This window comes from Pseudomonas sp. GW821-FHT05D12 (assembly GCF_059419825.1).
The window spans coordinates 18634-41934 of the sequence record NZ_JBWKSN010000024.1; the positions used below are offsets into that span (position 1 = coordinate 18634).

Genomic DNA, 23301 nt, shown 5'->3' on the forward strand with positions numbered 1-23301 from the left:
TAACGTTGTAATTTCGCCTGGCCTGAGGTCTGATGGGCGCCGAAACGGGCACGTCAACGGTTGGGCAATGATGCGAGCAGAACTAGCGCAGTTTGGCGGGATTACCGTGATGATTCCGGCTGCCCTCATCATTGCTGTGTGGCTGCGGTATTCCAGCCCGTGGGCACTGCGGGGCTGGATCGTGACGGTGGGTGTCACGTATTCGATCGTGGCGTTCAGCAAGTTGCTGTTCAAAGGCTGGGGCTTGTCCTTTCAGCACGTGGACATTGCCGTACTCAGTGGCCACGCCATGAACACCTGCCTGATGCTGACCGTGGGCTCAAGCCTGCTGGCGCGTCAGTTCAGCGCGGCCCTGCGCTGGCCGGCGGCGCTGGTGGGCCTGCTGCTGGGGCTCTGGTTCAGTGCCTACTGCGTTGCCCCCTTTATCCATCCGCTCAATGAAGCCCTGGCCGGTGCGGTGCTGGGTGGCGTCGCGGCGATTGCCTTTCTGTGGCGGATTGAACCCACCGAGGTCAAGGTGTCCCCGGCGTTCATCGGCGCCGGCCTGGCGGTGTTGCTGGTCTGCGCCCTGATGCCCAAATACAACGCCGAACTGTTGCTCAACCGGGTTGCGGTGACGCTGTCAGGGGCCGAGCGTGCTTATCAGGAGCCTGCCTGGCGCCTGGACGCAGCGCCCAGGCAGGCTGAGTAGGCTACCAGGTCCAGCGCGAGGTTGCTGTCCACCATCAACGCCAGCAATTGCGTCTGTGCCTGAAAGCGTCGTGCATCACGTCGACGGCGCGCGCCCTTCATTTGCCCGAACAACGCCTGGGTGATCTGCTGCGGGGAGCTGCCGTGCAACTGGTCCAGCCAGTGCCCGATGGCCTGGGTGTTGCGCTGATACTGTTCTGGCGAAGCCGGCTCCGCAAACCCTTCGAACATTCCCGTGAGCTTTCGCAGCGCATACCCGCGTTTGACATCCCCCCACAGGCTCATGGCCGTTCCTCGGTGCCGGAGATATTCGCCAGCAATTCGGCGGTTTTTACCTGCATGAACTGGCTGTCACCGCGACTTTCCACGCACAGGCACACCGACAACGCGTCGCTGACCTGCAACTTGAAGCGCCAGTCGGCGAACACCATCGACAGCCCGGCGCCGGTTTCGTCGGTGTCCAGAGAGTTGCTGGCATAGAGCACCTGCATGCGCGCGACAACGCTGGTCGAATTATTCACATCAATATGGATGTTTCCCGAAGAGGGGAATAAGCCAATACGTTCTACCAATAACTTTGACGTGTTCATGGCCGCTCCTCGCCGTTTTGTTCAGGTGGCACTTTATTATGATGTTGCGAGGAAGTAAGTGAATGTTAGATTTTGTCGGATCATTAATACTTGTTATTTTTCGTCTGCCTCAAGAGATGGTCGAATAATAAAGCCTGTGTTCATAATTGCCTGGCTGCTGTGTTGAGGTTGTGTTGCTGTTTTATTCAGGGCGCAGGCACTTACCTTTAACTATTCATCTTCTGCGGCGCGTGAGAGGTTGCCTTGTTCAATAGGATTTTGATCGTGTGTGTCGGCAATATCTGTCGCAGTCCCACGGCGGAAAAACTGCTCCGCACGGCGCTGGCGTCTTCCGCTATTGAAGTGAGTTCGGCGGGGCTGGCGGCATTGTCCGATCACCCGCTGGAACCCACGGCTTCACAGGTTTTGCAAGAACATGGGCATGGCCCGTGCCTGCACAAGGCGCGCCAGCTGACCAGCGATGCGGTGAGTGATGCGGACTTGATCCTGGTCATGGAGCAACGGCACATCGACGGGGTGCTGAGCCTTGCGCCCGAGGCGCGGGGCAAGGTGTTCCTGCTGGGCAAGTGGCAGCAGAACCGTGAGATCAAAGACCCTTATCGCCAGGGCAAACCGGCATTTGTGCATGCCTATGCGTTGATCGAACAAGCCGCCCAGGCTTGGGCGCAGCGGTTAGTCGGCTGAACAAAGTCACTGCAATAAAACGCTATTGATCACTGTTAAAAAGAGTAACGCCTAGTTAAATAAGCCTGGGGTGTTTTATCCGGCACTAGTGAGCGTTTGTGTATTGAGTGAAGTCGTTAAACGTGCAGGGAGCCGGGCGTCTTGCACCCTGTGCCATGCTTTGACTATTTGCAGGAAAAAAGAACTGACTTATGCAATCAGCACCCACTGTAACGTCACATAACACTGAAGAAACTGATCTGGATTTTATGATGCTGGTGGGGACACTGCTGGATCATAAATGGCTGATTGGTGTCATCAGTGCCGCCTTCATGGCCCTTGGCGTAGCCTATGCCGTGTTGTCGACACCTGTCTACCAAGCCACGGCACTGGTGCAGGTCGAGCCGAAAAAGAGCGACATGTTGGGGTTTTCGGATGTCGGCAGTCTGTTGGGCAAGGAGTCGCCCACCGTCACCGAAATCGAGCTGATCCGTTCGCGAATCACCATCGGTACCGCCGTCGATAACCTGAACCTGGACCTTGAGGTCAAGCCCCGGCGCTTTCCGTTGGTGGGGGATTTTATCGCCCGGCGTTTCAAACCTGCCGAGCCGCGTGCCGTGGCCAGCCCCTGGTTCGGCCTGGAACGCTTCGGCTGGGGCGGTGAGCTGTTGACGTTTTCGCGGTTGCAGCTGCCCGCTGAACTGCTTGGCCAGGAGCTGACCTTGACGGCCGGCGAGGGAGCGAGTTTTACCCTGACGGACCCGGATGACCAGGTATTGCTGGCAGGCCAGGTGGGGCGCTTCTATGAGAGCAATGGCATCAGGCTGCAGGTCGATGCGCTTCAGGCCAACCCCGGGACGCAGTTCAGCGTGGTCCGTTCGCCGCGCCTGACCACTATCCTGCGCTATCAGAAACTGCTGGATGTGGCGGAGCGGGGCAAGGAGTCAGGCATCATCGGCCTGGCGCTGGAAAGCACGCGCCCGGCGGCCGCGATCCAGGTGCTCAATGAAGTGGCGCGGATCTACGTGCGACAGAACATTGATCGCACTTCGGCCGAAGCAGCCCAGAGCCTGGCGTTCCTCAAGGATCAGTTGCCGCAGGTGCGCAAGGACGTCGAGCAGGCGGAAACCGCGCTGAACCAGTTTCAGATCCGCAATAAAACCATCGACATCAGCCTGGAAGCCAAGGCGATTCTCGACCAGATCGTCGCGCTGGATGCGAGCATCTCCGAACTCAAGATGCAGCAGGCGGAAATAGAACGAAAGTTCACCCCCCAGCACCCGGTGTATCGAGCGTTGCTGACCCAATTGGCCGAGCTGACCGCACGTCAGGATGAGTTGGCCAAGAAGGTCGAGAGCCTGCCCACCACGCAGCAGGAGCTGCTGAGCCTGACCCGCGACCTGAAGGTCAGCACTGAGATCTACACCCAACTGCTGAACAAGTATCAGGAGCTGGATGTGATGCGCGCCGGCACCGTGGGCAATGTGCGCCTGATCGACAGCGCTGATGTCGACTTGCGCAACCCCGTCCGGCCGCAGAAAGCGCTGATTGTGGTGATCGCCACGTTGCTGGGTGCCTTCGTCGCGATTGCCCTGGTGCTGTTTCGCAAGGCGCTCAACCGCGGAGTCACCAACCCCAACGATCTGGAAAAGCTCGGCCTGCCGGTGTACGCGGCCATCCCGTTCAGCGCGATCCAGAAGGATTTCGACCAGACGCTCCTGCGCACCCGCAAGGCCGATGCGCCGCAGCTGCTTGCCGTCAGCAACCCGACTGACCTTGCCATCGAGGGGCTGCGCAGCCTGCGCACCAGCCTGCATTTCGCCATGCTGGAAGCCGGCAACAATCGCCTGATGATTTCCGGGCCCAGCCCACAGGTGGGCAAGACGTTCGTCTCGGCGAACCTGGCGGCGGTGGTCGCGCATTCGGGGCAGCGCGTGCTGCTGGTCGATGTGGACATGCGCAAGGGCTACTTGCACAAGGTCTTTGGCGTGACGGCGGAGCATGGTTTGTCTGACGTCTTGGCCAGGCGCTGCGAGCTGAGCACGGCCATCCACCCCACGGCGGTGGAAAACCTCCACCTCATCAGCCGTGGGCAGATACCGCCGAACCCTTCGGAACTGTTGATGCACGCCAATTTCACCGCGTTCCTTGAACAGGTCAGTGGGCTGTATGACCTGGTGATCCTGGACACGCCGCCGTTTCTGGCGGTGACCGACGCAACCATCGTCGGTCGCCAGTCCGGCACCAACCTGATCGTGGCCCGTTTCGAACTCAACTCGGTGCGCGAGGTGGAGTTGACGATGCGCCGCTACCAGCAAAACGGCATCGAGCTCAAAGGCGCGATTTTCAACGGTATCGAGAAGCGCTCATCGGCCAAATACGGCTACGGCGCCTACAGCTACTACCACTACGAATACAAGTCAGACAGCGTTTGAGCCTGGGCCACCGGCACTTTAAACCCTGCGCGCAGCACCTTTACCACTGGCCGTACGTTCAACGAGAAACGCTATGAAAGTAACAGTATTTGGCATCGGTTATGTGGGCCTGGTCCAGGGAGCGGTACTCGCTGAAGTCGGCCACGACGTGCTGTGTGTCGATATCGACGCCCAGCGGGTCGAGCGCCTGAACCAGGGCCACATCCCGATCTATGAGCCTGGCCTGGAGACCCTGGTCAGGGAAAACCACGCGGCGGGCCGCTTGAATTTCACCACCGATGCCGTCGCCGGGGTCAAGCATGGTGAAGTGCAATTTATCGCGGTGGGCACGCCGCCGGATGAAGACGGCTCCGCCGACTTGAAATACGTGCTGACGGTGGCCGAGACCATCGGCCAGCACATGCAGGCCCCGTTGACCATCATCGACAAGTCCACCGTGCCGGTGGGCACCGCCGACAAGGTCAGCGCGCGCGTGGCGGCCATGCTGGCCTTGCGTGACCGTACCGACCTGACCTTCGACGTGGTCTCCAACCCCGAGTTTCTCAAGGAAGGCTGCGCGGTGGCCGACTGCATACGTCCGGACCGTATTGTCATCGGCACCGCCAGCCGGCATGCCGAAGCGGTGATGCGCGAACTGTATGCGCCGTTCAACCGCAACCACGAAAAGATCATCGTGATGGATGTGCGCAGCGCCGAACTCACCAAGTACGCCGCCAATTGCCTGCTCGCCACCAAGATCAGTTTCATGAACGAAATGGCCAACCTGGCGGAAAGGCTGGGGGCCGATATCGAGATGGTGCGCCAGGGCATCGGCTCCGATCCGCGCATCGGCTACCACTTTCTGTATGCCGGCGTCGGGTATGGCGGGTCGTGTTTTCCCAAGGATGTCCAGGCGTTGATCCAGACCGCCGATGGCATCGACTTCGACGCCACGCTGCTCAAGGCGGTGGAACGGCGCAACGCCGAACAGAAAAATACCCTGTTCAACAAACTGTCCAGTCACTTCAAGGGTGAACTGGCGGGCAAGACCTTCGCGCTGTGGGGGCTGAGTTTCAAACCCAATACCGATGACATGCGCGAGGCGCCCAGCCGTGTGCTGATGGAAGCGCTCTGGCGTGCGGGCGCCAAGGTGCAGGCGTTTGACCCGCAGGCCATGGAAGAAACCCAGCGGCTCTACGGCGACCGCGACGACCTGCGCCTGTGCGGGACCAAGGAGGCCGCCCTCAAGGGCGCCGACGCCTTGATGATTGTCACCGAGTGGCAGGTGTTCAAGGCGCCAGACTTCACGGTGATCCAGCAGCAGCTCAAACAGCCGTTGATTTTTGACGGGCGCAACCTGTACGACCCCGCGAGTGTGCTGAAGAAAGGCATTCACTACATATCCATCGGGCGACCTCTCGACACCGTATAGGTCATCCCATGAGCGTAGTTAAAAGAATCGTCAATGGCATTGGTGCCAACTCGTTCGGCCAGGTGGTCAACCTGCTGATCCAGTTGGTGAGTGTGCCGGTACTGATCGCCAGTTGGGGCTTTGGCGCCTACAGCGAGTGGGTGGTGCTGTCGGCGATCCCCACCTACCTGGCGCTGTCTGACCTGGGCGTGACCACGGCGGCGTCGAGCAAGGTGGTGATCTGGCATGAACGCGGGCGGGTCAGGGTGGCCCGTGCGGTCTACAGCACCAGCTTTGCGTTTTTAATGCTGGCGGGGCTCAGCGTGCTGGTGCTGGCCCTCGGGGCCATGGCGTTTTTCGACCTGTTCGGCGTGCTCAATCTCCACGCCATCAGGAGCCACGATGGGGTGTTGATCCTGTCGGCACTCACCGGCTATTCGCTGCTGTGCCTGTTCACCAACATGATCTCGATCCGCTACCGGGCCAGCAAGGCGTTGCCGTTGTCGGCCTTCATCATGAACGTCATCAGGATGCTCGAATGGACGGCCGCATTGGTGTGCGCCTCGCTCACCCACAGCCTGGTCGCTACCAGCCTGACGTTGCTGGGCGTGCGCCTGATCGGCCTCCTCAGCAAAAACCTGATTGCCAATCGGCTGGGCATCACCTTGCGTTTCGACCCGGCGGCGATCGGCAAGCGTGCGTTCACCACCTTGATCAAACCCTCGATTGCCTCGCTGGCGTTTCCTATCGGCCTGGCGCTGAACGTGCAGGGCTTGATCATCCTGCTGTCGGTGCTGCTGTCGCCGGCCCATGCGGCGATCTTTGGCTTGTACCGCACCATTTCGAGGGTGCTGGTGCAGTTCTCGACGGTGGTCAACCAGTCCCTGTGGCCGGAGATCTCCTATGCATTTTCGGTCGGAGACAACCAATTGGTCAGGAAGATGATTCGCTACGCCTTGAAGTTTTCACTGCCCATCGCCTGTGTGATGGGGGTGCTGGTGGTGGTGTTTGGCGGCACCATATTCGATGTGTGGTCGGGCCGGAAGGACGATTACTCCAGCACCATCATGCTGGTGCTGACCCTCGGCGCACTGACCCACGTGGCCTGGCAGGTGTACTGGGTCGCGTTGATGGCGACGGCGTCCTACTCGCGCTTCGCACTGGTGTTCATGCTGGTGTCGATAGCCAGTGTGCTGGCGGTTTTCGGCCTGGCACAACCCTTCGGCCTGCTCGGCGTCTGCTACGTGCTGGTGGCCACGGAAGTCGTGTTGTTCTGCTTTGCCAGGCACGGTTTTCATCGTCTTGAAGTGAGGATGGCCCGTGTTGATCAATGACTTGATTCGGCAGCGATTGAAAGTCAACCCGCTGACGCTGGAGGGCCTCAAGTACCTGGCCAAGCGTGTGCTGTTGCTGGGCCGGCTGCTCAAGGCCAGTCACCGCCAGCGTGCATTGCGTCGCCAGGGCGCCACGCTGGGCTCGCTGGTGATGATCAACGCTTGCGAGTTCGAAGGGGCGCTGGCGCGCTTCAGCATTGGTACCGGCAGCTTTATCGGCCAGCGCAGCTTCATTCAATTGCACGCCCCCGTGCGCATCGGCGCCCACGTCGCGATCAATGAGGGCGTGAGGATCCTGACCGGCACCCATGCCATCGATGACCCCGCCTGGCGCCTGAAGGTTGCAGCGGTGGTGATCGGTGATTACGCCTGGATTGCCACCGGCGCGATGATCCTGCCGGGCGTCACGATCGGCGAGGGCGCCGTGGTGGGGGCGGGCAGTGTGGTCAACCGCGATGTGGAACCCTTCACGGTCGTGGCGGGCAACCCGGCGCGGGTCGTCAAGCAGCGTGCCACGCGCACGTTCACCTACAGTCCGGCGCGTTCAAGTGCCATCTTCGAAGCCTGGATGGGGAAATAAAATGATTCTCGTCGCCCATCCCGTCGGTAACCAGAATGTCCGTGCGTTGCTGCGTGCGTTGAACCAACGACAGCTGCTGCATTCCTTTCATACCTCGCTGGCGCTGCACAAGGACTCGCTGTTGTGCCGCCTGCCTATCGTGGGCAAGGAGTGCCTGCGCCGCACCTTTGACCAGGTCGATGGCGCGCTGCTGCACAGCTACCCGCGCTACGACGTGCCGCGCGTGCTCTGCGACAAGCTCAAGTGGTTTCGCCTCACGCAGCGCAACAGCGGAATGTTCTGCCCGGAAAATGTGTACCAGCACATTGACCAGTCCAGCGCGCAGTTCTTGTACCGCTCCGCGCGCAAACCCCGGCACGTGTACGGCTACGACGGCAAGTGCCTGGCCTTGTTCCGCGCGGCCCGCGACATCGGCGGGATCACCCTCAATTATGAGGCGGCCTTTGGCTCGGTCGCCTACGCGTGCAAAGTCCTTGAGCATGAGCGCGAGGCCAACCCCGCGTGGCGCGCCAGCATCCCGAACATCAGTGACGACACCGTGCGCAAGCAGACCACCGAGTTGGCGCTGGCGGACAGGATCATCGTCGCGAGTGCGTTTGCCAAGCGAACCCTGGGTGACTTTGGCATCGCCCCAGGCAAGGTCTCGATCACACCCTACGGTGCACCGGCGCCGCTGGCACATCCGCCGGCAGCGGTGCGCCCCGGTGCGCGGTTGAAGGTGATGTTTATCGGCGCGCTGACCCAGCAGAAAGGCCTCTCGTACTTCTTCGAGGCGCTGAACCTGGCCGCCAGCAGTGTTGCCCTCGACGTCACGGTGATCGGTGGGGACTACGCCAACGGCCGTAACCCGACGCTCAACGCCGAGCTGAAAAAGGTCCAGTGGTTCAGCTCGGCCTCCCACGATCAGGTGATTCGCCATCTGCAGGAGGCTGACGTGCTGGTCCTGCCGTCACTCGCCGAGGCGTTCGGCCTGGTGGTCGGTGAAGCGCTCTCCACGGGGACGGCGGTGATCGTCTCGCAGAACTGTGGCGCGGCCGACCTGGTCGTCGAGGGGGTCAATGGCTACGTGGTGCCGATCAGGTCCGCCGAAGCCATTGCCAGCCGCCTGGTGGAACTGTCCAGTGATCGGCAAAAACTCGCGACGTTGAAGCACAACGCACTGCTGTCTGCCGGCGGCACGACCTGGGACAGCTACGCCAGGGAGGTGCTGGATGCAATCCTTTGCCAGCCCTGAACGGCTCAGCCTGCACGAGCGCTACCGGGCCCGCGTGGTCAGTGCGTTCGTGCTCATCTACCTGCTCATCCTGTTCGAAGGGATCTTGCGCAAGTGGGTGGTGCCCGGCCTCAGCTCGGTGATCTATTTCATCAAGGACCCGATTGTCCTTTACATCTACTGGTGTGCCTTCAGGTTCGGGTTCTTTTCGAAAAACCTGGTGTCGGCTTACTTCGTGGTGCTGGTCATGGTGTTCTTCGTGCTGGTGTCGGCGTTTTTATTGAGCAGCCCTGAAGGGTTCGTCATCTACGGCTACGGCGTGCGCAACTACCTGCTGTATTTCCCGTTGATCTTCGTGGCCGGCAAGACCCTCAGGCTGATGGATGTCTATCGGTTCGCGCGCATCACACTGTTTGCCGCGATCCCGATCAGCGTGCTGGTGGTGCTGCAATATTCGTCCGGGCCCCAGGCGTACGTAAACAAAGGCATCGGCGATGACGACTTCATCTTCATGATCGCCGACGGTGTCGTCAGGCCGTATGGGACCTTTACCTTTACCGCCGGGCACGTGGTGTATGTCTCCGCCTGCTTTGCGTTCCTGGTCGCGTCGATCTTCGACAAGGCGCTGTTCCAGGCGGTGTTTGCGCGGCGCTATGGGCTCTTTGCGGTGTCTGCGGCCTCGGTGGCGGTGATGTGTTTTCTCACCGGCTCAAGGGCCATCTATGCCTATGCGGCGATCGTATTGCTCGCTGCGCTGGTGGTGGCCTTGATCAAGAAGTCGCAGCGCAACCTGCTGGCGCTGTTCCTGCTGGCGGCCGCGTTGTTTGTCAGCCTGTTGATCTTCATGTCCACCGACAGCTACCAGGTACTGGTCGAGCGCAACCGCAGCGCGGTGGCCAGTGAAGGCTCGCCGGTGACCCGCGCATTTTCCAGCCTGTATGCATTTACCCGGGTGGTCGACGACGCGCCGCTGTGGGGGCACGGCATCGGGTCGGGCACCAATGCCGCCTCGACCCTGCTGCGCGCCGGGCGCGAGCAGGGCGCAGGCTTCTTGCTGGCCGAGGACGAGTGGTCGCGAATTGTCCTGGAGATGGGCCTTCCTGCCGGGGCGATGTTCATCCTGTTCAGGATCTTTGTCCTGCTGTGGTTGCTGCTCAAATCCTATAAGGCGCTGGTGCGCCAGGGCACGGGGGTGCCGTTGCTGCTGTGCGGGTTCCTCGCGCCGATTTTGTTCAACGGGGTGATGACCATGCAGGGCACGTTCCTGGCGTTTGGCGTGCTCTACGCCTGCCTGATCCTCGCGGCCTGCAAGAAATCCTGAATCCACTCAACGCATCAGCGGACGACAGCACTTGAAGTTACTAAGAATCATCTCTTCGGTTAAACCGGAAAATGGCGGCCCGATCAACGCCGCTCGGGAAATTGACAAGGTGCTGGTCCAGGACGGGCATCGGGTGGATGTCTTGACGCTGGATGCGCACTTCGCGGTCGACTACCCGGGCGCTGTGCACTTCATGGGGCCGAGTCGGTTTGGCTACGGGCTGAACGGCAATATCCGCCAATGGCTGGAGCAGCACGCGCGCGAGTACGACTTCTTCATCATCAACGGGTTGTGGCAGTACCACGGTTTTGTCGCCCGCCAGGTGCTGAACGCGCAGGATAGGCCGTACATTGTGTATACCCACGGCATGCTCGACCCCTGGTTCAAGCACGAATACCCGCTCAAGCATTTGAAGAAATGGTTGTACTGGCCGTGGGGTGAGTACCGAGTGCTGAGGGATGCCAAGCGCGTGGTGTTTACCAGCGAGGAAGAGAAAATCCGCGCGCGTGAGTCGTTCTGGCTGTATCGCGCCAACGAGACGATCACCGCCTACGGCACCGCCAGCCCACCGGCTGACGGCGCGCGCCTGGCGCAGGCCTTTATCGAGGATCACCCCGAGTTGCAGGGCAAGCGGCTGATCCTGTTCCTGAGCCGCATCCACGTCAAAAAAGGCTGCGATCACCTGCTGCAGGCGTTTGCCCAGGTCGCTGGCCAGGACGCGCGTTTGCACCTGGTGATGGCCGGCCCCGATCAAGGTGGCTGGGGCCAGGCGCTGCGGGCGCAGGCCGAGCAGTTGGGGATCGCCCACCGCGTGAGCTGGCCTGGCATGTTGCAAGGCGCCGCCAAGTGGGGGGCGTTCTATGCGGCCGAGGTGTTTTGCCTGCCTTCCCATCAGGAGAATTTTGGCGTGGTCGTGGCTGAAGCCCTGGCCTGCGGCAAGCCGGTGCTGATCAGCAACAAGGTGAATATCTGGCGTGAAATCGACCAGGACGCCGTCGGGTTTGTCAGTGAAGACACTGCCGCCGGAACCGTGCTTAACCTGCAGCGCTGGCTGCAGCTCGATGTGCCGGGCTACGCGCAGATGTCGGCACGCGCCAAGGTGTGTTTCAGCCAACGCTTTCATATCCGCCGCGGCGCCCAGCGCCTTTTGGAAATCGTGCGGGAGTGTTGCCCATGATTCTCCAAGGCAATGACCCGCATCGCTCGGCGTCATTTTCACTCGGCCATCGGATCCGCCGTCAGCTGTGGAACATGGTGTACGTGGTGCTGTTTCGCACCAGCCCACGCCCGTTTCATGCCTGGCGGGCGTTCTTGCTGCGCCTGTTCGGGGCACGACTGGGCAAGGGCGTGCACGTGTACCCACGGGCGAAAGTCTGGGCACCGTGGAACCTGGAGCTGGGTGACCACGTCGGGATTGCCGATGGCACCACCCTCTACAACATGGCGTTGATCCGGATCGGGCGCTACAGCGTGATTTCCCAGGGCGCGCATTTGTGCGGTGGCTCCCACGACTACAACAGTCGCAATTTCCAGCTGTATGCCAAGCCCATCGTGCTGGGCGAGCACGTGTGGGTGTGTGCCGAGGCCTTTATCACCCTTGGCGTGTGTATTGCCGATGGCGTGGTGGTGGGCGCGCGCACCCTGGTGATCAAGAGCATCGCGCAGCCATGGACCGTGCATGCCGGGCATCCGTCGCGGCAGATCAGCCAGCGCACCCAACACGTGCAGGAGTCGAGGCCATGACCCGCGAAACCGTCAGCGTCATTATCCTGACCTACAACGAAAGCCTGCACATCGCCCGTGCCATCGACTCGGCACGCGCTTTCAGCGACGAGGTGCTGGTGGTCGACTCGTTCTCCACCGACGACACCTGCGACATCGCCCGCCGTCACGGCGCGTTGGTGGTGCAGCACCCCTTCGTCAACCAGGCCAAGCAGTTCCAGTGGGCGTTGGACCACCTGCCGATTACCGGCAACTGGACGATGCGCCTGGACGCCGACGAGATCATCGAGGCTGACCTCGCCGCCGCGATCAATACCCGCTTGCCGACATTGGCCGGCGATATCACCGGCATCAACTTCAAGCGCAAGCATATTTTCATGGGGCGCTGGGTGCGCCACGGCGGGCGTTACCCGCTCAAGATGCTGCGCCTGTGGCGCAGCGGGCTGGGGCGCGTGGAAGACCGCTGGATGGATGAGCACATCTCGGTGGCCGAGGGCCGCACCATCACCCTGGACGGCGGATTTGCTGACCATAACCTGCATGACCTGACCTTCTTCACCCACAAGCACAACCAGTACGCCACCCGCGAGGCGATCGAAGTGCTGAACGCACGGCTGGGGTTGTTTGCGATCCGCGATGAACTGCACACCGGGCAGAGTTCCTTGCAGGCCCGCACTAAGCGCCTGGTGAAGAACCGCCTGTACAACCGCGTGCCGTTCACCCTGAGTTCCACCGCGTATTTCCTGTGGCGCTACATCATCCAGCTGGGGTTTCTCGATGGCCGCAGTGGTCTGGTCTATCACCTGCTGCAGGGCTACTGGTACCGCTTCCTGGTGGGCGCAAAAGTGCTCGAACTGGAAACCGCGATTGCTCACTTAACCGACAAGGAAGCCATTGTCCGGGAACTTTCAAAGTTGACCGGCCATAACTTGAACCTGCCCACACCGAAGTAACTGACCGTTTTTAACAAACACCCAAGTTTGGGTGAAGGCCTTCGCTCGCCTATCAATCGGGAGACAGACATGAACAAAGTTGCGCTTATTACCGGGATTACCGGTCAGGACGGCTCGTACCTGGCGGAGCTGCTGCTGGAAAAAGGCTATACCGTGCACGGTCTCAAGCGGCGTTCATCGTCGTTCAATACCCAGCGCATCGATCATATTTACCAGGACCCCCAAGCCCTGCACAAAAACCTGATCCTGCACTATGGCGACCTGGCGGATTCGTCGAACCTGACGCGCATCATCCAGCAGATCCAGCCGGACGAAATCTACAACCTCGGCGCGCAATCCCACGTCGCCGTGAGCTTCGATTCACCGGAGTACACCGCCGACGTGGATGCCCTCGGCACGTTGCGCATCCTTGAGGCAATCCGCCTGCTGGGCCTGGAAAAGAAGACCCGCTTCTACCAGGCCTCGACCTCCGAGTTGTACGGGCTGGTGCAGGAAACCCCGCAGAAGGAAACCACGCCGTTCTACCCGCGCTCGCCCTATGCGGTGGCCAAGCTGTATGCCTACTGGATCACCGTGAACTTTCGCGAGGCCTACGGGCTGTACGCGTGCAACGGCATCCTGTTCAACCACGAGTCGCCGCGTCGCGGCGAAACCTTTGTGACGCGCAAGATCACCCGCGCCCTGACTAACATCGCGCTGGGCCTGGAGCAGTGCCTGTACATGGGCAACATGGACGCGCTGCGGGACTGGGGCCATGCCAAGGACTACGTGCGCATGCAGTGGATGATGCTGCAGCAGGACAGCCCCGAGGACTTTGTGATCGCCACCGGCGTGCAGTATTCGGTGCGTGACTTCATTCGCTGGTCGGCGGCGGAACTGGGCGTGCGCCTGCGCTTTGTCGGCAAAGGCGTGGAGGAAGTGGCGGTGGTGGAACACATCGATGGTGACCTGGCACCGGGCGTCCTGGTCGGCGATGTGATTGTGCGGGTGGACCCGCGTTACTTCCGCCCGGCGGAGGTCGAGACGCTGCTGGGCGACCCGTCCAAGGCCAAGCACAAACTGGGCTGGACTCCGGAGATCAGCGCCCAGGAAATGTGTGCGGAGATGGTGCGCGAAGACCTCAAGGTCGCCCAGCGCCATGCCTTGTTGCGCCTGCATGGGCATGACGCACCGATTGCCGTGGAGAACTGAGCATGGCACGTGATCTGGATGCGCGGATTTTTGTCGCCGGCCATCGCGGCATGGTCGGCTCGGCCATTGTGCGGCGCCTGTGGGCCTTGGGCTATACCCGAATCCTCACGGCCAGCCGTGATCAACTCGACCTGCTCGACCCGGCGGCGGTGCAGGCGTACTTCGCCGAGCAGCGGGTGGAGCAGGTGTACCTGGCGGCTGCCAAGGTCGGCGGGATTCATGCGAATGCCACGTACCCGGCCGATTTCATCTACCAGAACCTGATGATCCAGGCCAACGTGATCCACGCCGCCCACAGCCATGGCGTGGCAAAACTGTTGTTCCTCGGCTCCTCCTGCATCTACCCGGTGCATGCACCGCAGCCGATGATCGAAGCGGTGTTGCTCGACGGCGCGCTGGAGCCCACCAACGAACCCTACGCGGTGGCCAAGATCGCCGGCATCAAGCTGTGCGAAAGCTACAACCGCCAGCACGGCCGCGACTACCGCAGTGTGATGCCGACCAACCTGTATGGCCCTGGCGACAATTACCACCCCGAAAACAGCCATGTGATCGCGGCGCTGTTGCGGCGCTTCCATGAGGCAACCCAGCGTGGCGATGACGAAGTGGTGATCTGGGGCAGCGGCCGGCCCCGGCGTGAGTTCCTTCATGTGGACGACATGGCCGCGGCCAGCGTGCATGTCATGGAGCTGAGCCCCGAGCGCTATCGCGAGCAGACCCAGCCGATGCGCTCGCATTTGAATGTCGGCACCGGCGTGGACTGCACCATCGCCGAGTTGGCCCAGGCGCTGGTGCGGGTCACCGGCTTCAAGGGGCGCTTGCGCTTTGACGCGAGCAAGCCCGACGGCGCCCCGCGTAAATTGCTTGATGTGAGCCGCATCAATGCCTTGGGCTGGGAGGCCTATGTGCCGTTGGAGGAGGGCCTGCGCGATGCCTATAACGCCTATCTCGCCGCCCTTGAACAGCCACGGGGCCAGTGATGAAGATCCTTCTGTACGGCATCAATTACAGCCCGGAACTCACCGGTATCGGCAAGTACAGCGGTGAACAGGCGCGCTGGTTGGCCAGCCAGGGGCATGACGTGCGCGTGGTGACGGCGCCGCCGTATTACCCGCACTGGCAGGTGGGCGCGGGCTATTCGCCGTGGCGCTATCGCACTGAACAAGACCATGGCGTGACGGTGATTCGCTGCCCGCTGTATGTGCCACGCCAGCCCACCGCGCTGACGCGGTTGCTGCACCTGATCAGCTTTTGCGCCAGCTCGTCGTTGGCGGTGCTGGGGCAGCTGCGCTGGAAGCCGGACCTGGTGATGCTGGTAGTGCCGACATTGTTTTGTGCGCCCCAGGCGTTGCTGCTGGCCAAGCTCAGCGGCGCGCGCTCGGTGCTGCATATTCAGGACTACGAAGTCGATGCAATGTTCGGCCTCGGCCTCGGTGGCGGATCACTGTTGCGGCGCGTGGCGTTTGGCATTGAACGCTGGTTGCTGCGGCGGTTCGACCGGGTGTCGACGATTTCCACCGGCATGCTCGACAAGGCCCGTGGCAAAGGCGTGCATAGCCAGCGGTTGCTGTTTTTTCCCAACTGGTCGGAGACCACGCGTTTTCGCCAGGTGCCGCGCAACCGCGCATTGCTGCAACGTCTGGGGGTGCCGGTGGGCGCGCGGGTGCTGTTGTACTCGGGCAACATCGGTGAGAAGCAGGGGCTGGAACTGATCCTCGAGGCTGCCAAGGCCCATGCCCAGCGTGCGGAGTTGATCTTTCTGATTGTCGGCGAGGGTACGGGCAAGGCGCGGTTGCTGGAGGGCGTCGAACGCGATGGCTTGCGCAATGTGCTGTTTGCACCGTTGCAGGCGTATGCCGACCTGCCGGCCCTGCTGGCGTCGGCAGACGCGCACCTGGTGATTCAGAAGCGCGGGGTGGCGGACGCGGTGCTGCCGTCCAAGCTCACCAACATTCTGGCGGTGGGGGGCAACGCGATCATCACCGCCGATCCAGGCACTACCCTCGGCCGCCTGTGCGAGGAGCACCAGGGCATTGCCGTGCTGATCGAACCGGAGTCGGTCGCCGCGCTGAACGCCGGGATCGAGCGCGTGCTGGCACTGCCCGCGCGCAATGAGGTGGCGTTGAACTACGCCAAGGAGTTCCTCGACAAGGAGCGCATTCTGCAACGTTTCCTGGCACAGGTTTGACGTGTATGTGGCTTGATTTACCGACCTTCCAGACGGTCGTGGCATCGACGCCGCTGGTGGCGATTGACCTGGTGGTGCGCAACAGCCGAGGCGATGCGTTGCTGGGCCTGCGCGTCAATCGCCCGGCCTATGGGTACTGGTTCGTGCCCGGCGGGCGTATCTACAAGAACGAAAGCCTCGACAACGCGTTTCGGCGCATCAGCCGCGACGAGCTGGGGCACCCGTTCGAGCGCGCCCATGCACGGCTGCTGGGCGTGTTCGAACACTTCTACGATGACAGCGTATTTGCCAACGCCGGAGCCGGGCCGGACACCCACTACGTGGTGCTCAGCTATTGCCTGGAGCTGGCTGACCACCAGACGCTGCAGCCGCCCACGGAGCAACACCGGCAGTATCGCTGGTGGCCCCAGGACGAACTGCGTTTCAGCCCACGGGTGCACGAAAACACCCGCGCCTATTTCTGATTCTCCCGAGGATGCTCTGATGTTATTACCGGTGATCATGGCGGGAGGGTCGGGGTCGCGCCTGTGGCCGCTCTCGCGGCAGTTGAACCCCAAACAGTTCCTGCGCCTGACCGACGCGCACCTGTCGATGCTGCAGCAGACCATCGCCCGGCTGGAAGGCGCCAATGTCGCCGTGCCGCAGTTGATCTGCAACGAACAGCACCGTTTCCTGGTGGCCGAGCAATTGCGCCAGCTGGGCCTGGAGCACGCGAGCATCCTGCTTGAACCGGTGGGGCGCAACACCGCGCCGGCCATTGCGCTGGCGGCGTGCAAGGCGCTGGCCGAGGCCGATGACCCGATCCTGCTGGTGCTGGCCGCTGACCACTTGATCGAGGATATCCCGGCGTTCCATGCCAGCCTCGAGGTGGCGCTGCCGCTGGCCCGCGCTGGCAAGCTGGTGACGTTCGGCATCACACCCACCCGTGCGCACACCGGCTATGGCTATATCGAGCGGGGGGACGAGGTAGGCGAGGGCGGTTACCAGGTCCGGCGCTTTGTCGAGAAACCGGACGCGGCCACCGCGGCAACGTATGTGGCCAGTGGCGGGTATTTCTGGAACAGCGGCATGTTCATGTTCCGCGCCAGCCGTTACCTGCAGGAGCTGGAGCGCTTTCAACCGGCGATCCTCGAAGCCTGCCGCGTGGCACTCGAGGGCGGCAGCCAGGACCAGCCGTTTACCCGGGTTCACGCAGCCACCTTCGCGGCCTGCCCGGATGACTCCATCGACTACGCCGTGATGGAGAAAACCGCCGACGCGGTGATGGTGCCGCTGCAGGCGGGCTGGAGTGATATCGGCTCCTGGTCGGCGTTGTGGGAGGCCAGTGAAAAAGATGCCCGTGGCAACGTCATACGCGGCGACGGGTTGACCCTGGATACGCGCGACAGCTACGTGCACGCCGACAGTCGGCTGGTGGCCACGGTGGGCGTGCAGGACCTGATCATTATCGAGACCAAGGACGCGGTGCTGGTGGCCCACAAGGACCAGGTGCAGCAGGTCAAGGCTATCGTCGACCAGCTCAAGCAGGCCGGCCGCCATGAGCACCTCAACCACCGCGAGGTGTACCGGCCCTGGGGCATGTACGACTCGGTCGACGCCGGCCCGCGCTATCAGGTCAAGCGCATCACCGTGAAGCCGGGGGCAAAGTTGTCGGTGCAGATGCACCACCACCGCGCCGAGCATTGGATCGTGGTCAGCGGTACGGCACGGGTGACCAATGGCGAGCAGACCTACCTGGTCTCGGAAAACCAGTCGACGTATATCCCCATCGGCCAGGTGCATGCACTGGAAAATCCCGGGGTGATTCCACTCGAGTTAATTGAAGTGCAGTCGGGCGCTTATTTGGGCGAGGACGATATTGTGCGCTTTGAAGACAAGTACGGCAGGGCCTGAAGTTTTCGACAATTAATAACATTTGCCCTGACGCCCATTGCTACCAATGCACACACTGCCGGGCGCTTCATCGCTAAAACGTTATTTTCAACTGAGTGAGCACGTTTTTATCCGTCTGGTGTGCGGTTTAGTTGAATGGCACTATCGGCCGGACTACTCACTGACGATAAGGAGTCTGTTATGAGAAAACCACTGGCTATTATGTTGCTCAGTCTCTTGAGTATGTCGGCGCTGGCTGCCGAGTTGCCGTTGGGCCTCGACACGACCGTGGTGGGTTCGGTGACGGTCGGCGAAACCCTGCTGATCGGCAGCGCGATTGTCGCCGGCGTGGCGGCTGCGTCCAACAGCGGCGGCAGTTCCAACGGTGGCACGACCACGGGCACCACCGGCACGACCGGTACCACGGGCACCGGCAACTAAGTTGTAGACCTTCCTTTTACAGGCCGCTTGGAATCCCCGTCCAAGTGGTCTTTTTTTCTTGTCGAATATCGCGAGTGTCCAAGCACTATGAGGCGTCTTTTTCCTGTTGCGGCCGTGGCCGCTGCATTGTTGCAAGGTTGCATGTTTGCCCCGGGTCAATATATGGATACCGCGGCAATGACCCAGGAGGGTAGCGCTGAAAGTAGCCGCGTGGAGTTAATTCCGATCACCCCAAAGTTATTGGCCATGGACGCCGCCACGCGCGAGCCTTATTCATTACCCAAAGAACTACTGGATTATAAACCGGCGCCTTATTTGATCGGTCCCAATGACGCGTTGTATATCACGGTCTGGGACCACCCCGAACTGACCGCGCCGTCCGGCCCGCAACAGCAGATCGATGCCAACGGCCGGCTGGTCAATCCGGATGGCAACCTGTTCTACCCGTATGTCGGTGAAGTGGTTGCCAAGGGCCGGACCCTGGCCGCGCTGCGCAGCGAGATCACCGAGAAGCTGCGCCAATACATCGACAGCCCGCAAGTGGATGTCAGCGTCCTGCGCTTTGCCAGCCAGCGCGTGGTCGTGACCGGCGCGGTCGCCAAGGCCGGGCCGGTGCCGATCACCACGATCCCGATGAGCGTGATGGAGGCGGTGGCCACCTCGGGTATCGACCCGCAGAATGCCGACCTCTCCAATCTGAGCCTGACCCGTGGCGGCAAGCGCTACACCCTCGACCTGGACACGTTGAACAAGGACCCGTCGCGCCTCAACGATATCTACGTCAAGGACGGCGACCAGTTGTACCTGCCCTACAACGACCGCAAGCGTATCTACGTGATGGGCGAGGTCATGCAGCCCCGCGCCCTGAGCTTCAAGACCCGCAGCATGAACCTCTCCGACGTGCTGGGCTCGGCGGGCGGGGTCAACCAGAACACCTCGAATGCCGACGCCATCTACGTGATCCGTGGCGCACAGAACATCGAGGTGGAGCCGGCCAAGGTGTTCCAGCTGGAAGCCGCGTCGCCCTCCGCCATGGCCCTGGCCACGCGCTTTGATGTGCAGCCCCAGGACGTGGTGTTTGTCGGCCCCGCCAATATCACGCGCTGGAACCGTTTTATCAGCCAGTTGCTGCCGTCCGCTTCGATCATTGGCATCGGCGCTTCCACTCAAAACAACCTGAGCGAAGCCAGCAGCCGATAAGGTGGACCTTGCGTGAACAGTCTGAAGCGTACGATTTACGTGTCTACGGCGTGGTTACTGTGTGCCTGCAATCCACTGATGCAGGCCTCGCTCGATACCTTCAAGGCGGCGGCTGGCGGGCCTTCGCCGCTGGTGGTGAGCCAGGCCCAGGTGGACGCGGTGCCCTTTCCCCAGATCAAGGTCACCACGGTGTCCAGCGAAGGCGTGATGGCGCTGATTCGCCAGCGCGGCGACCTGCAGTTCTGGGTCGCTTCCGGCAAACAGGTGCTGCTGATACGCGATGGCCTGGTGGTGCGTACGGTCGGCCTGGGCGCCGATCTGGATGGCACGCGCTGGCAAGGCCGGTCGCCGTTCCAGCAGGGCTTGCACAGCGTGCCCGACGGCTATCGCAGCACACGCCAGATCGATGTGGTCGAGGGCTATCAGCTAGGGATCACGGTCACCAGCCGCTTTCAACGCCGGGGCATCGAGACCCTGGAGATCGTCGACAAACCCTACGCCTTGCTGCGCATCGATGAGGACATCGAGGCCCAGGCCCTGGGTTTTCATGCGCGCAACCGTTATTGGGTCGACCCGGTTGACGGCACGATCGTGCAGAGCGAGCAGCATCTCACCCCCCGTTTGAGCCTGACCATCACCCAACTCAAACCCGCCCGCAAGGAGGCGCCATGACGCTGCGCAGAAGATGGGCCCTGGCGTTGCTGTGGAGCTGTGCCACGGCTTGCCAGGCAGCGGTGACCGTCAGCGGCGAGGTGCGTGACACGCAGCCCATCAGCTGGCAACCGGGTATGCGCCTGCTCGACGTGATGACCGCCGCGCAACCGGATGCCCAGGGCTATTGGCTGGCGGCGGCCTGGCTGCACCAACCCTTGCTGGAGCGCCAGGCACGGCTCAAGACCGGCGTGCTGTTTGACCTGGACACCCTGCGCCGTGCCGCGTTGGCGGCCGGGCGTGAGAGCCGGGCGCGGGCAGCGGCGCAGCTGTATCGACAGGTACTGGCGCTGCCGGTCACCGGTCGCCAGATCGCCAAGCTCGACCCGGTGGCGGTAGAGGTCGGCTTTGCGCCCAACCTGCCGGTCAGTGAGGGTGATCGCCTGATCTACCCGTCACGACCCGACACCGTGCGCGTGTTCGGCGCCGTCGTCGCCACCTGCACCTTGGCATTCCAGCCGATGCAACTGGCGCGCGCTTACCTGCGCGCCTGTCCGGCCCTGGCAGAGGCGGATGCCGACCAGGTGTGGCTGATCCAGCCCGACGGGAATGTCACGCGCCTGGGCGTTGCCCCCTGGAATCGCGCAGACGGCCTGCCGCTCGCGCCCGGCAGCACGCTGCTGGTGCCGATCCGCAGCGATGACCTGGACCCGCCCACGCCCGAGCTGAACCCGCAACTGGCCGAGTTTATTGGCACCCAACCCCTGGCCGAGGTCTCGCCTTGAAATTATGTATTGCAGCCGTGCTGCTGGTGCCGTGTGGCGTCGTGCATGGCGATCCCCGTTATACCCAAAGCGATTTCGGCGGCGTCGGGCTGCTGCAAACGCCCACCGCCCGCATGGCGCCCGCCGGCGAACTCAGCGTGAACGCCAACCGGACCGAGCCCTACAGCCGCTACAGTTTTTCCGCGCAGCCGCTGGATTGGCTGGAAGGCACCTTTCGCTACACCGCGATTACCAACCGCCCGTATGGCGCCGAGTCGTTCAGTGGTGGCCAGAGTTACAAGGACAAGGCGGTCGATGCCAAGGTGCGCCTCTATCAGGAAACCCACTGGTTGCCCGAGGTGGCGCTGGGGCTGATGGACCTGGGCGGCACCGGCCTGTTCTCCAGCGAATACCTGGTCGCCAACAAGCGCTACGGCGACCTGGATTTCAGCGCCGGCATCGCCTGGGGCTACCTGGGCAGCCGCGGCGATTTCGGCAACCCGTTGGGCGCGTTGGACGACAGTTTCAACACGCGCCCCACCGCCGAAGGCTCCGGCAGTTTTTCCAACGGCTACTTTCGCGGGCGCCCCGCAGTGTTTGGCGGTGTCGCCTACCAGACACCCTGGGCGCCGCTGAGCCTCAAGCTCGAAGTGGAGGGCAACGACTACAAGCACGAGCCCCGCGACAACCACTTTCGCCAGGACTCGCCGATCAACCTGGGCATGGTCTACAAGCTCGCTGACTCCATCGACGTGAGCGCCGCCTGGGAGCGTGGCAACACCGCCATGTTCGGCATCACCTTGCACACCAATTTCGTCAGCCGCAAAGCGCCGGTCAAGACCTACGATCCACCGCCGCCCAAGCTGCCGACGACGCCGCCCACCACGCCGATGGACCAGGTCGATTGGGCCGCCGTGTCCCAGCGCCTGCACGACAACGCCGGCTACAACGTGCAACGTATCGCCCAGCGCGGGCCGGAGTTGCTGGTGTATGGCGAGCAGCAGCGCTACTTCTACAGTGCCAAGGCAGTGGGTCGCGCCAGTCGGATCCTCGACAACAGCGTCAATGACCAGATCGATTGGTTCACTCTGGTCAGCGAGCGCTACGCCATGCCGATCGAGGAAACCAGTGTGCCGCGCAAGACCTTCCGCGAGGTGGTCGACAACCGCGAGCCCCTGGAGAACCTGCACCGTCAGGCCGAAGTCAATCGGCCCAGCGCCACTCCACCGACCGTACTCTATACCCAGCCACCCAAGCCCTTGAGCTATGGCTTGGGCCTGGGCTACAAGCAGAATGTCGGCGGCCCGGATGGCTTGCTCTACCAGGTCTCCGCCGACCTCGACGCCGAGTACCGCTTCACTCGCAATACGTGGTGGAGTGGCCTGCTCAGTGTCAACCTGCTGAACAACTACGACGGTTTCACCTACGACGCCCCCACTGGCCTGCCCAGGGTGCGCACCGACCTGCGCCGCTACATGACCAGCTCCGATGTGACCCTGCCGACCTTCCAGCTCAACCATGCGCAGCGACTCGACCAGGACCTGTACGGCATGGTCTATGGCGGGCTGCTGGAGTCGATGTATGCCGGGGTCGGCAGTGAAGTGCTGTACCGCCCGATGGGCCAGCGCTGGGCATTGGGAGCGGACCTCAACTACGTGCGCCAACGCGGTTTCGAGCAGGATTTCAGCCTGCGTGACTACCGCACCGTGACCGGCCATATCACCGGCTACAGCGAGTTGCCGTTCAACCTGCAGGGCGCATTGAGTGTTGGCCGCTACCTGGCCAGGGACTGGGGCGCCACCCTGGACCTGTCGCGCGAATTCAACAATGGCGTGCGGATTGGGGCCTGGGTCACGCGCACCAACGTGTCCAAGGAAGACTTTGGCGAAGGTAGCTTCGATAAGGGCCTCTACCTGTCCATTCCCTTCGACGAATTGATGAGCCTGTCGACGATGCGCCGCGCCAATCTGGTGTGGGCGCCGCTGACCCGTGATGGCGGGGCCAGGTTGAACCGCGCGTATTCACTGCATTCGATGACTGATGGACGCGACAGTGACCTGTTCTACAAGAACATCGACAAGATCACTGAGTGAGGCGGGAAGG

The 23301-nt window shown here is 62.1% G+C and carries 23 protein-coding genes; 21 read left to right on the plus strand and 2 right to left on the minus strand.

Annotated elements, in window-relative coordinates:
• The first annotated feature begins 70 nt into the window (after positions 1-70).
• Positions 71-691 carry a hypothetical protein gene (locus AC07SI_RS29460; protein WP_495007051.1) on the plus strand — a complete coding sequence of 207 codons (621 nt, stop codon included), beginning with the start codon at positions 71-73 and terminating at the stop codon, positions 689-691.
• On the opposite strand, the gene AC07SI_RS29465 is transcribed toward AC07SI_RS29460, so the two are convergent.
• Both AC07SI_RS29465 and AC07SI_RS29470 read right to left on the minus strand, forming a co-directional pair.
• A complete protein-coding gene (locus AC07SI_RS29465; protein ID WP_495007052.1) occupies positions 643-975 on the minus strand; it encodes a hypothetical protein in 333 nt (110 codons plus the stop codon). The two genes, AC07SI_RS29460 and AC07SI_RS29465, sit on opposite strands and share 49 nt — an antisense overlap.
• Complete coding sequence (locus tag AC07SI_RS29470) at positions 972-1280, minus strand: phosphomannomutase (protein ID WP_226939989.1); 309 nt, start codon at positions 1278-1280, stop codon at positions 972-974. The genes AC07SI_RS29465 and AC07SI_RS29470 overlap by 4 nt, the downstream gene beginning before the upstream one ends.
• A 243-nt stretch (positions 1281-1523) precedes the next feature.
• Between AC07SI_RS29470 and AC07SI_RS29475 the strand changes: the two genes are divergently transcribed.
• The 20 genes from AC07SI_RS29475 (at position 1524) to AC07SI_RS29570 (ending at position 23291) form a co-directional block, all read left to right on the plus strand.
• Entirely contained in the window at positions 1524-1964 is a 441-nt protein-coding gene (locus tag AC07SI_RS29475) for a low molecular weight protein-tyrosine-phosphatase (protein ID WP_065906177.1), read from the plus strand.
• 191 nt (positions 1965-2155) lie between these two features.
• Positions 2156-4378, plus strand: a complete 2223-nt coding sequence (locus tag AC07SI_RS29480) for a polysaccharide biosynthesis tyrosine autokinase (RefSeq protein WP_495007053.1) — start codon at positions 2156-2158, stop codon at positions 4376-4378.
• A 73-nt stretch (positions 4379-4451) separates the two neighbouring features.
• Positions 4452-5789, plus strand: a complete 1338-nt coding sequence (locus AC07SI_RS29485) for a UDP-glucose dehydrogenase family protein (RefSeq protein ID WP_107339005.1) — start codon at positions 4452-4454, stop codon at positions 5787-5789.
• Between the two features lie 8 nt (positions 5790-5797).
• Positions 5798-7102 (plus strand): lipopolysaccharide biosynthesis protein, encoded by a 1305-nt coding sequence (locus AC07SI_RS29490; protein ID WP_495007054.1) that lies wholly within the window; start codon positions 5798-5800, stop codon positions 7100-7102.
• Positions 7089-7682, plus strand: coding sequence for an acyltransferase (locus tag AC07SI_RS29495; protein ID WP_495007055.1), 594 nt, complete (start codon positions 7089-7091; stop codon positions 7680-7682). The genes AC07SI_RS29490 and AC07SI_RS29495 overlap by 14 nt, the downstream gene beginning before the upstream one ends.
• A gap of 1 nt (position 7683) precedes the next feature.
• Positions 7684-8916 (plus strand): glycosyltransferase family 4 protein, encoded by a 1233-nt coding sequence (locus AC07SI_RS29500; RefSeq protein WP_495007056.1) that lies wholly within the window; start codon positions 7684-7686, stop codon positions 8914-8916.
• Entirely contained in the window at positions 8894-10216 is a 1323-nt protein-coding gene (locus AC07SI_RS29505; protein ID WP_495007057.1) for an O-antigen ligase family protein, read from the plus strand. The genes AC07SI_RS29500 and AC07SI_RS29505 overlap by 23 nt, the downstream gene beginning before the upstream one ends.
• A 31-nt stretch (positions 10217-10247) precedes the next feature.
• Positions 10248-11393 carry a glycosyltransferase gene (locus tag AC07SI_RS29510; RefSeq protein ID WP_213550807.1) on the plus strand — a complete coding sequence of 382 codons (1146 nt, stop codon included), beginning with the start codon at positions 10248-10250 and terminating at the stop codon, positions 11391-11393.
• Complete coding sequence (locus AC07SI_RS29515; RefSeq protein WP_065906189.1) at positions 11390-11959, plus strand: LbetaH domain-containing protein; 570 nt, start codon at positions 11390-11392, stop codon at positions 11957-11959. Before AC07SI_RS29510 ends, AC07SI_RS29515 begins: the two co-directional genes overlap by 4 nt.
• Complete coding sequence (locus AC07SI_RS29520) at positions 11956-12891, plus strand: glycosyltransferase family 2 protein (RefSeq protein ID WP_065906191.1); 936 nt, start codon at positions 11956-11958, stop codon at positions 12889-12891. Before AC07SI_RS29515 ends, AC07SI_RS29520 begins: the two co-directional genes overlap by 4 nt.
• A 69-nt stretch (positions 12892-12960) precedes the next feature.
• Positions 12961-14082, plus strand: a complete 1122-nt coding sequence (gmd, locus tag AC07SI_RS29525; RefSeq protein ID WP_065906193.1) for a GDP-mannose 4,6-dehydratase — start codon at positions 12961-12963, stop codon at positions 14080-14082.
• A gap of 2 nt (positions 14083-14084) precedes the next feature.
• Positions 14085-15062 (plus strand): GDP-L-fucose synthase, encoded by a 978-nt coding sequence (gene fcl, locus AC07SI_RS29530; RefSeq protein ID WP_213550803.1) that lies wholly within the window; start codon positions 14085-14087, stop codon positions 15060-15062.
• Positions 15062-16270, plus strand: coding sequence for a glycosyltransferase WbuB (locus tag AC07SI_RS29535; RefSeq protein ID WP_495007058.1), 1209 nt, complete (start codon positions 15062-15064; stop codon positions 16268-16270). The genes fcl and AC07SI_RS29535 overlap by 1 nt, the downstream gene beginning before the upstream one ends.
• 5 nt (positions 16271-16275) lie before the next feature.
• Positions 16276-16734, plus strand: coding sequence for a GDP-mannose mannosyl hydrolase (locus tag AC07SI_RS29540; protein WP_282397555.1), 459 nt, complete (start codon positions 16276-16278; stop codon positions 16732-16734).
• 19 nt (positions 16735-16753) lie between these two features.
• Positions 16754-18163 carry a mannose-1-phosphate guanylyltransferase/mannose-6-phosphate isomerase gene (locus AC07SI_RS29545; protein ID WP_495007059.1) on the plus strand — a complete coding sequence of 470 codons (1410 nt, stop codon included), beginning with the start codon at positions 16754-16756 and terminating at the stop codon, positions 18161-18163.
• Between the two features lie 180 nt (positions 18164-18343).
• Entirely contained in the window at positions 18344-18583 is a 240-nt protein-coding gene (locus AC07SI_RS29550; protein WP_213550795.1) for a hypothetical protein, read from the plus strand.
• Positions 18584-18670: 87 nt separating this feature from the next.
• Positions 18671-19783: a polysaccharide biosynthesis/export family protein gene (locus AC07SI_RS29555; RefSeq protein WP_213550793.1), complete on the plus strand. Its 1113-nt coding sequence runs from the start codon at positions 18671-18673 to the stop codon at positions 19781-19783.
• 12 nt (positions 19784-19795) lie between these two features.
• On the plus strand, positions 19796-20455 hold the full coding sequence (locus tag AC07SI_RS29560; RefSeq protein ID WP_495007060.1) for a YjbF family lipoprotein: 660 nt from the start codon (positions 19796-19798) through the stop codon (positions 20453-20455).
• Positions 20452-21219 carry a capsule biosynthesis GfcC D2 domain-containing protein gene (locus tag AC07SI_RS29565; RefSeq protein ID WP_495007061.1) on the plus strand — a complete coding sequence of 256 codons (768 nt, stop codon included), beginning with the start codon at positions 20452-20454 and terminating at the stop codon, positions 21217-21219. Before AC07SI_RS29560 ends, AC07SI_RS29565 begins: the two co-directional genes overlap by 4 nt.
• Positions 21216-23291, plus strand: a complete 2076-nt coding sequence (locus AC07SI_RS29570; protein ID WP_495007062.1) for a YjbH domain-containing protein — start codon at positions 21216-21218, stop codon at positions 23289-23291. Before AC07SI_RS29565 ends, AC07SI_RS29570 begins: the two co-directional genes overlap by 4 nt.
• Positions 23292-23301 lie beyond the last annotated feature (10 nt).

What these genes read in the sequence shown, in the direction of transcription:
- AC07SI_RS29460 (WP_495007051.1), top strand. Translation starts at nt 71, where the DNA reads ATGCGAGCAGAACTAGCGCAGTTTGGCGGGATTACCGTGATGATTCCG.
- AC07SI_RS29465 (WP_495007052.1), bottom strand. Translation starts at nt 975, where the DNA reads ATGAGCCTGTGGGGGGATGTCAAACGCGGGTATGCGCTGCGAAAGCTC.
- AC07SI_RS29470 (WP_226939989.1), bottom strand. Translation starts at nt 1,280, where the DNA reads ATGAACACGTCAAAGTTATTGGTAGAACGTATTGGCTTATTCCCCTCT.
- AC07SI_RS29480 (WP_495007053.1), top strand. Translation starts at nt 2,156, where the DNA reads ATGCAATCAGCACCCACTGTAACGTCACATAACACTGAAGAAACTGAT.
- AC07SI_RS29485 (WP_107339005.1), top strand. Translation starts at nt 4,452, where the DNA reads ATGAAAGTAACAGTATTTGGCATCGGTTATGTGGGCCTGGTCCAGGGA.
- AC07SI_RS29490 (WP_495007054.1), top strand. Translation starts at nt 5,798, where the DNA reads ATGAGCGTAGTTAAAAGAATCGTCAATGGCATTGGTGCCAACTCGTTC.
- AC07SI_RS29500 (WP_495007056.1), top strand. Translation starts at nt 7,684, where the DNA reads ATGATTCTCGTCGCCCATCCCGTCGGTAACCAGAATGTCCGTGCGTTG.
- AC07SI_RS29505 (WP_495007057.1), top strand. Translation starts at nt 8,894, where the DNA reads ATGCAATCCTTTGCCAGCCCTGAACGGCTCAGCCTGCACGAGCGCTAC.
- AC07SI_RS29515 (WP_065906189.1), top strand. Translation starts at nt 11,390, where the DNA reads ATGATTCTCCAAGGCAATGACCCGCATCGCTCGGCGTCATTTTCACTC.
- AC07SI_RS29520 (WP_065906191.1), top strand. Translation starts at nt 11,956, where the DNA reads ATGACCCGCGAAACCGTCAGCGTCATTATCCTGACCTACAACGAAAGC.
- gmd (WP_065906193.1), top strand. Translation starts at nt 12,961, where the DNA reads ATGAACAAAGTTGCGCTTATTACCGGGATTACCGGTCAGGACGGCTCG.
- fcl (WP_213550803.1), top strand. Translation starts at nt 14,085, where the DNA reads ATGGCACGTGATCTGGATGCGCGGATTTTTGTCGCCGGCCATCGCGGC.
- AC07SI_RS29535 (WP_495007058.1), top strand. Translation starts at nt 15,062, where the DNA reads ATGAAGATCCTTCTGTACGGCATCAATTACAGCCCGGAACTCACCGGT.
- AC07SI_RS29540 (WP_282397555.1), top strand. Translation starts at nt 16,276, where the DNA reads ATGTGGCTTGATTTACCGACCTTCCAGACGGTCGTGGCATCGACGCCG.
- AC07SI_RS29545 (WP_495007059.1), top strand. Translation starts at nt 16,754, where the DNA reads ATGTTATTACCGGTGATCATGGCGGGAGGGTCGGGGTCGCGCCTGTGG.
- AC07SI_RS29550 (WP_213550795.1), top strand. Translation starts at nt 18,344, where the DNA reads ATGAGAAAACCACTGGCTATTATGTTGCTCAGTCTCTTGAGTATGTCG.
- AC07SI_RS29555 (WP_213550793.1), top strand. Translation starts at nt 18,671, where the DNA reads ATGAGGCGTCTTTTTCCTGTTGCGGCCGTGGCCGCTGCATTGTTGCAA.
- AC07SI_RS29565 (WP_495007061.1), top strand. Translation starts at nt 20,452, where the DNA reads ATGACGCTGCGCAGAAGATGGGCCCTGGCGTTGCTGTGGAGCTGTGCC.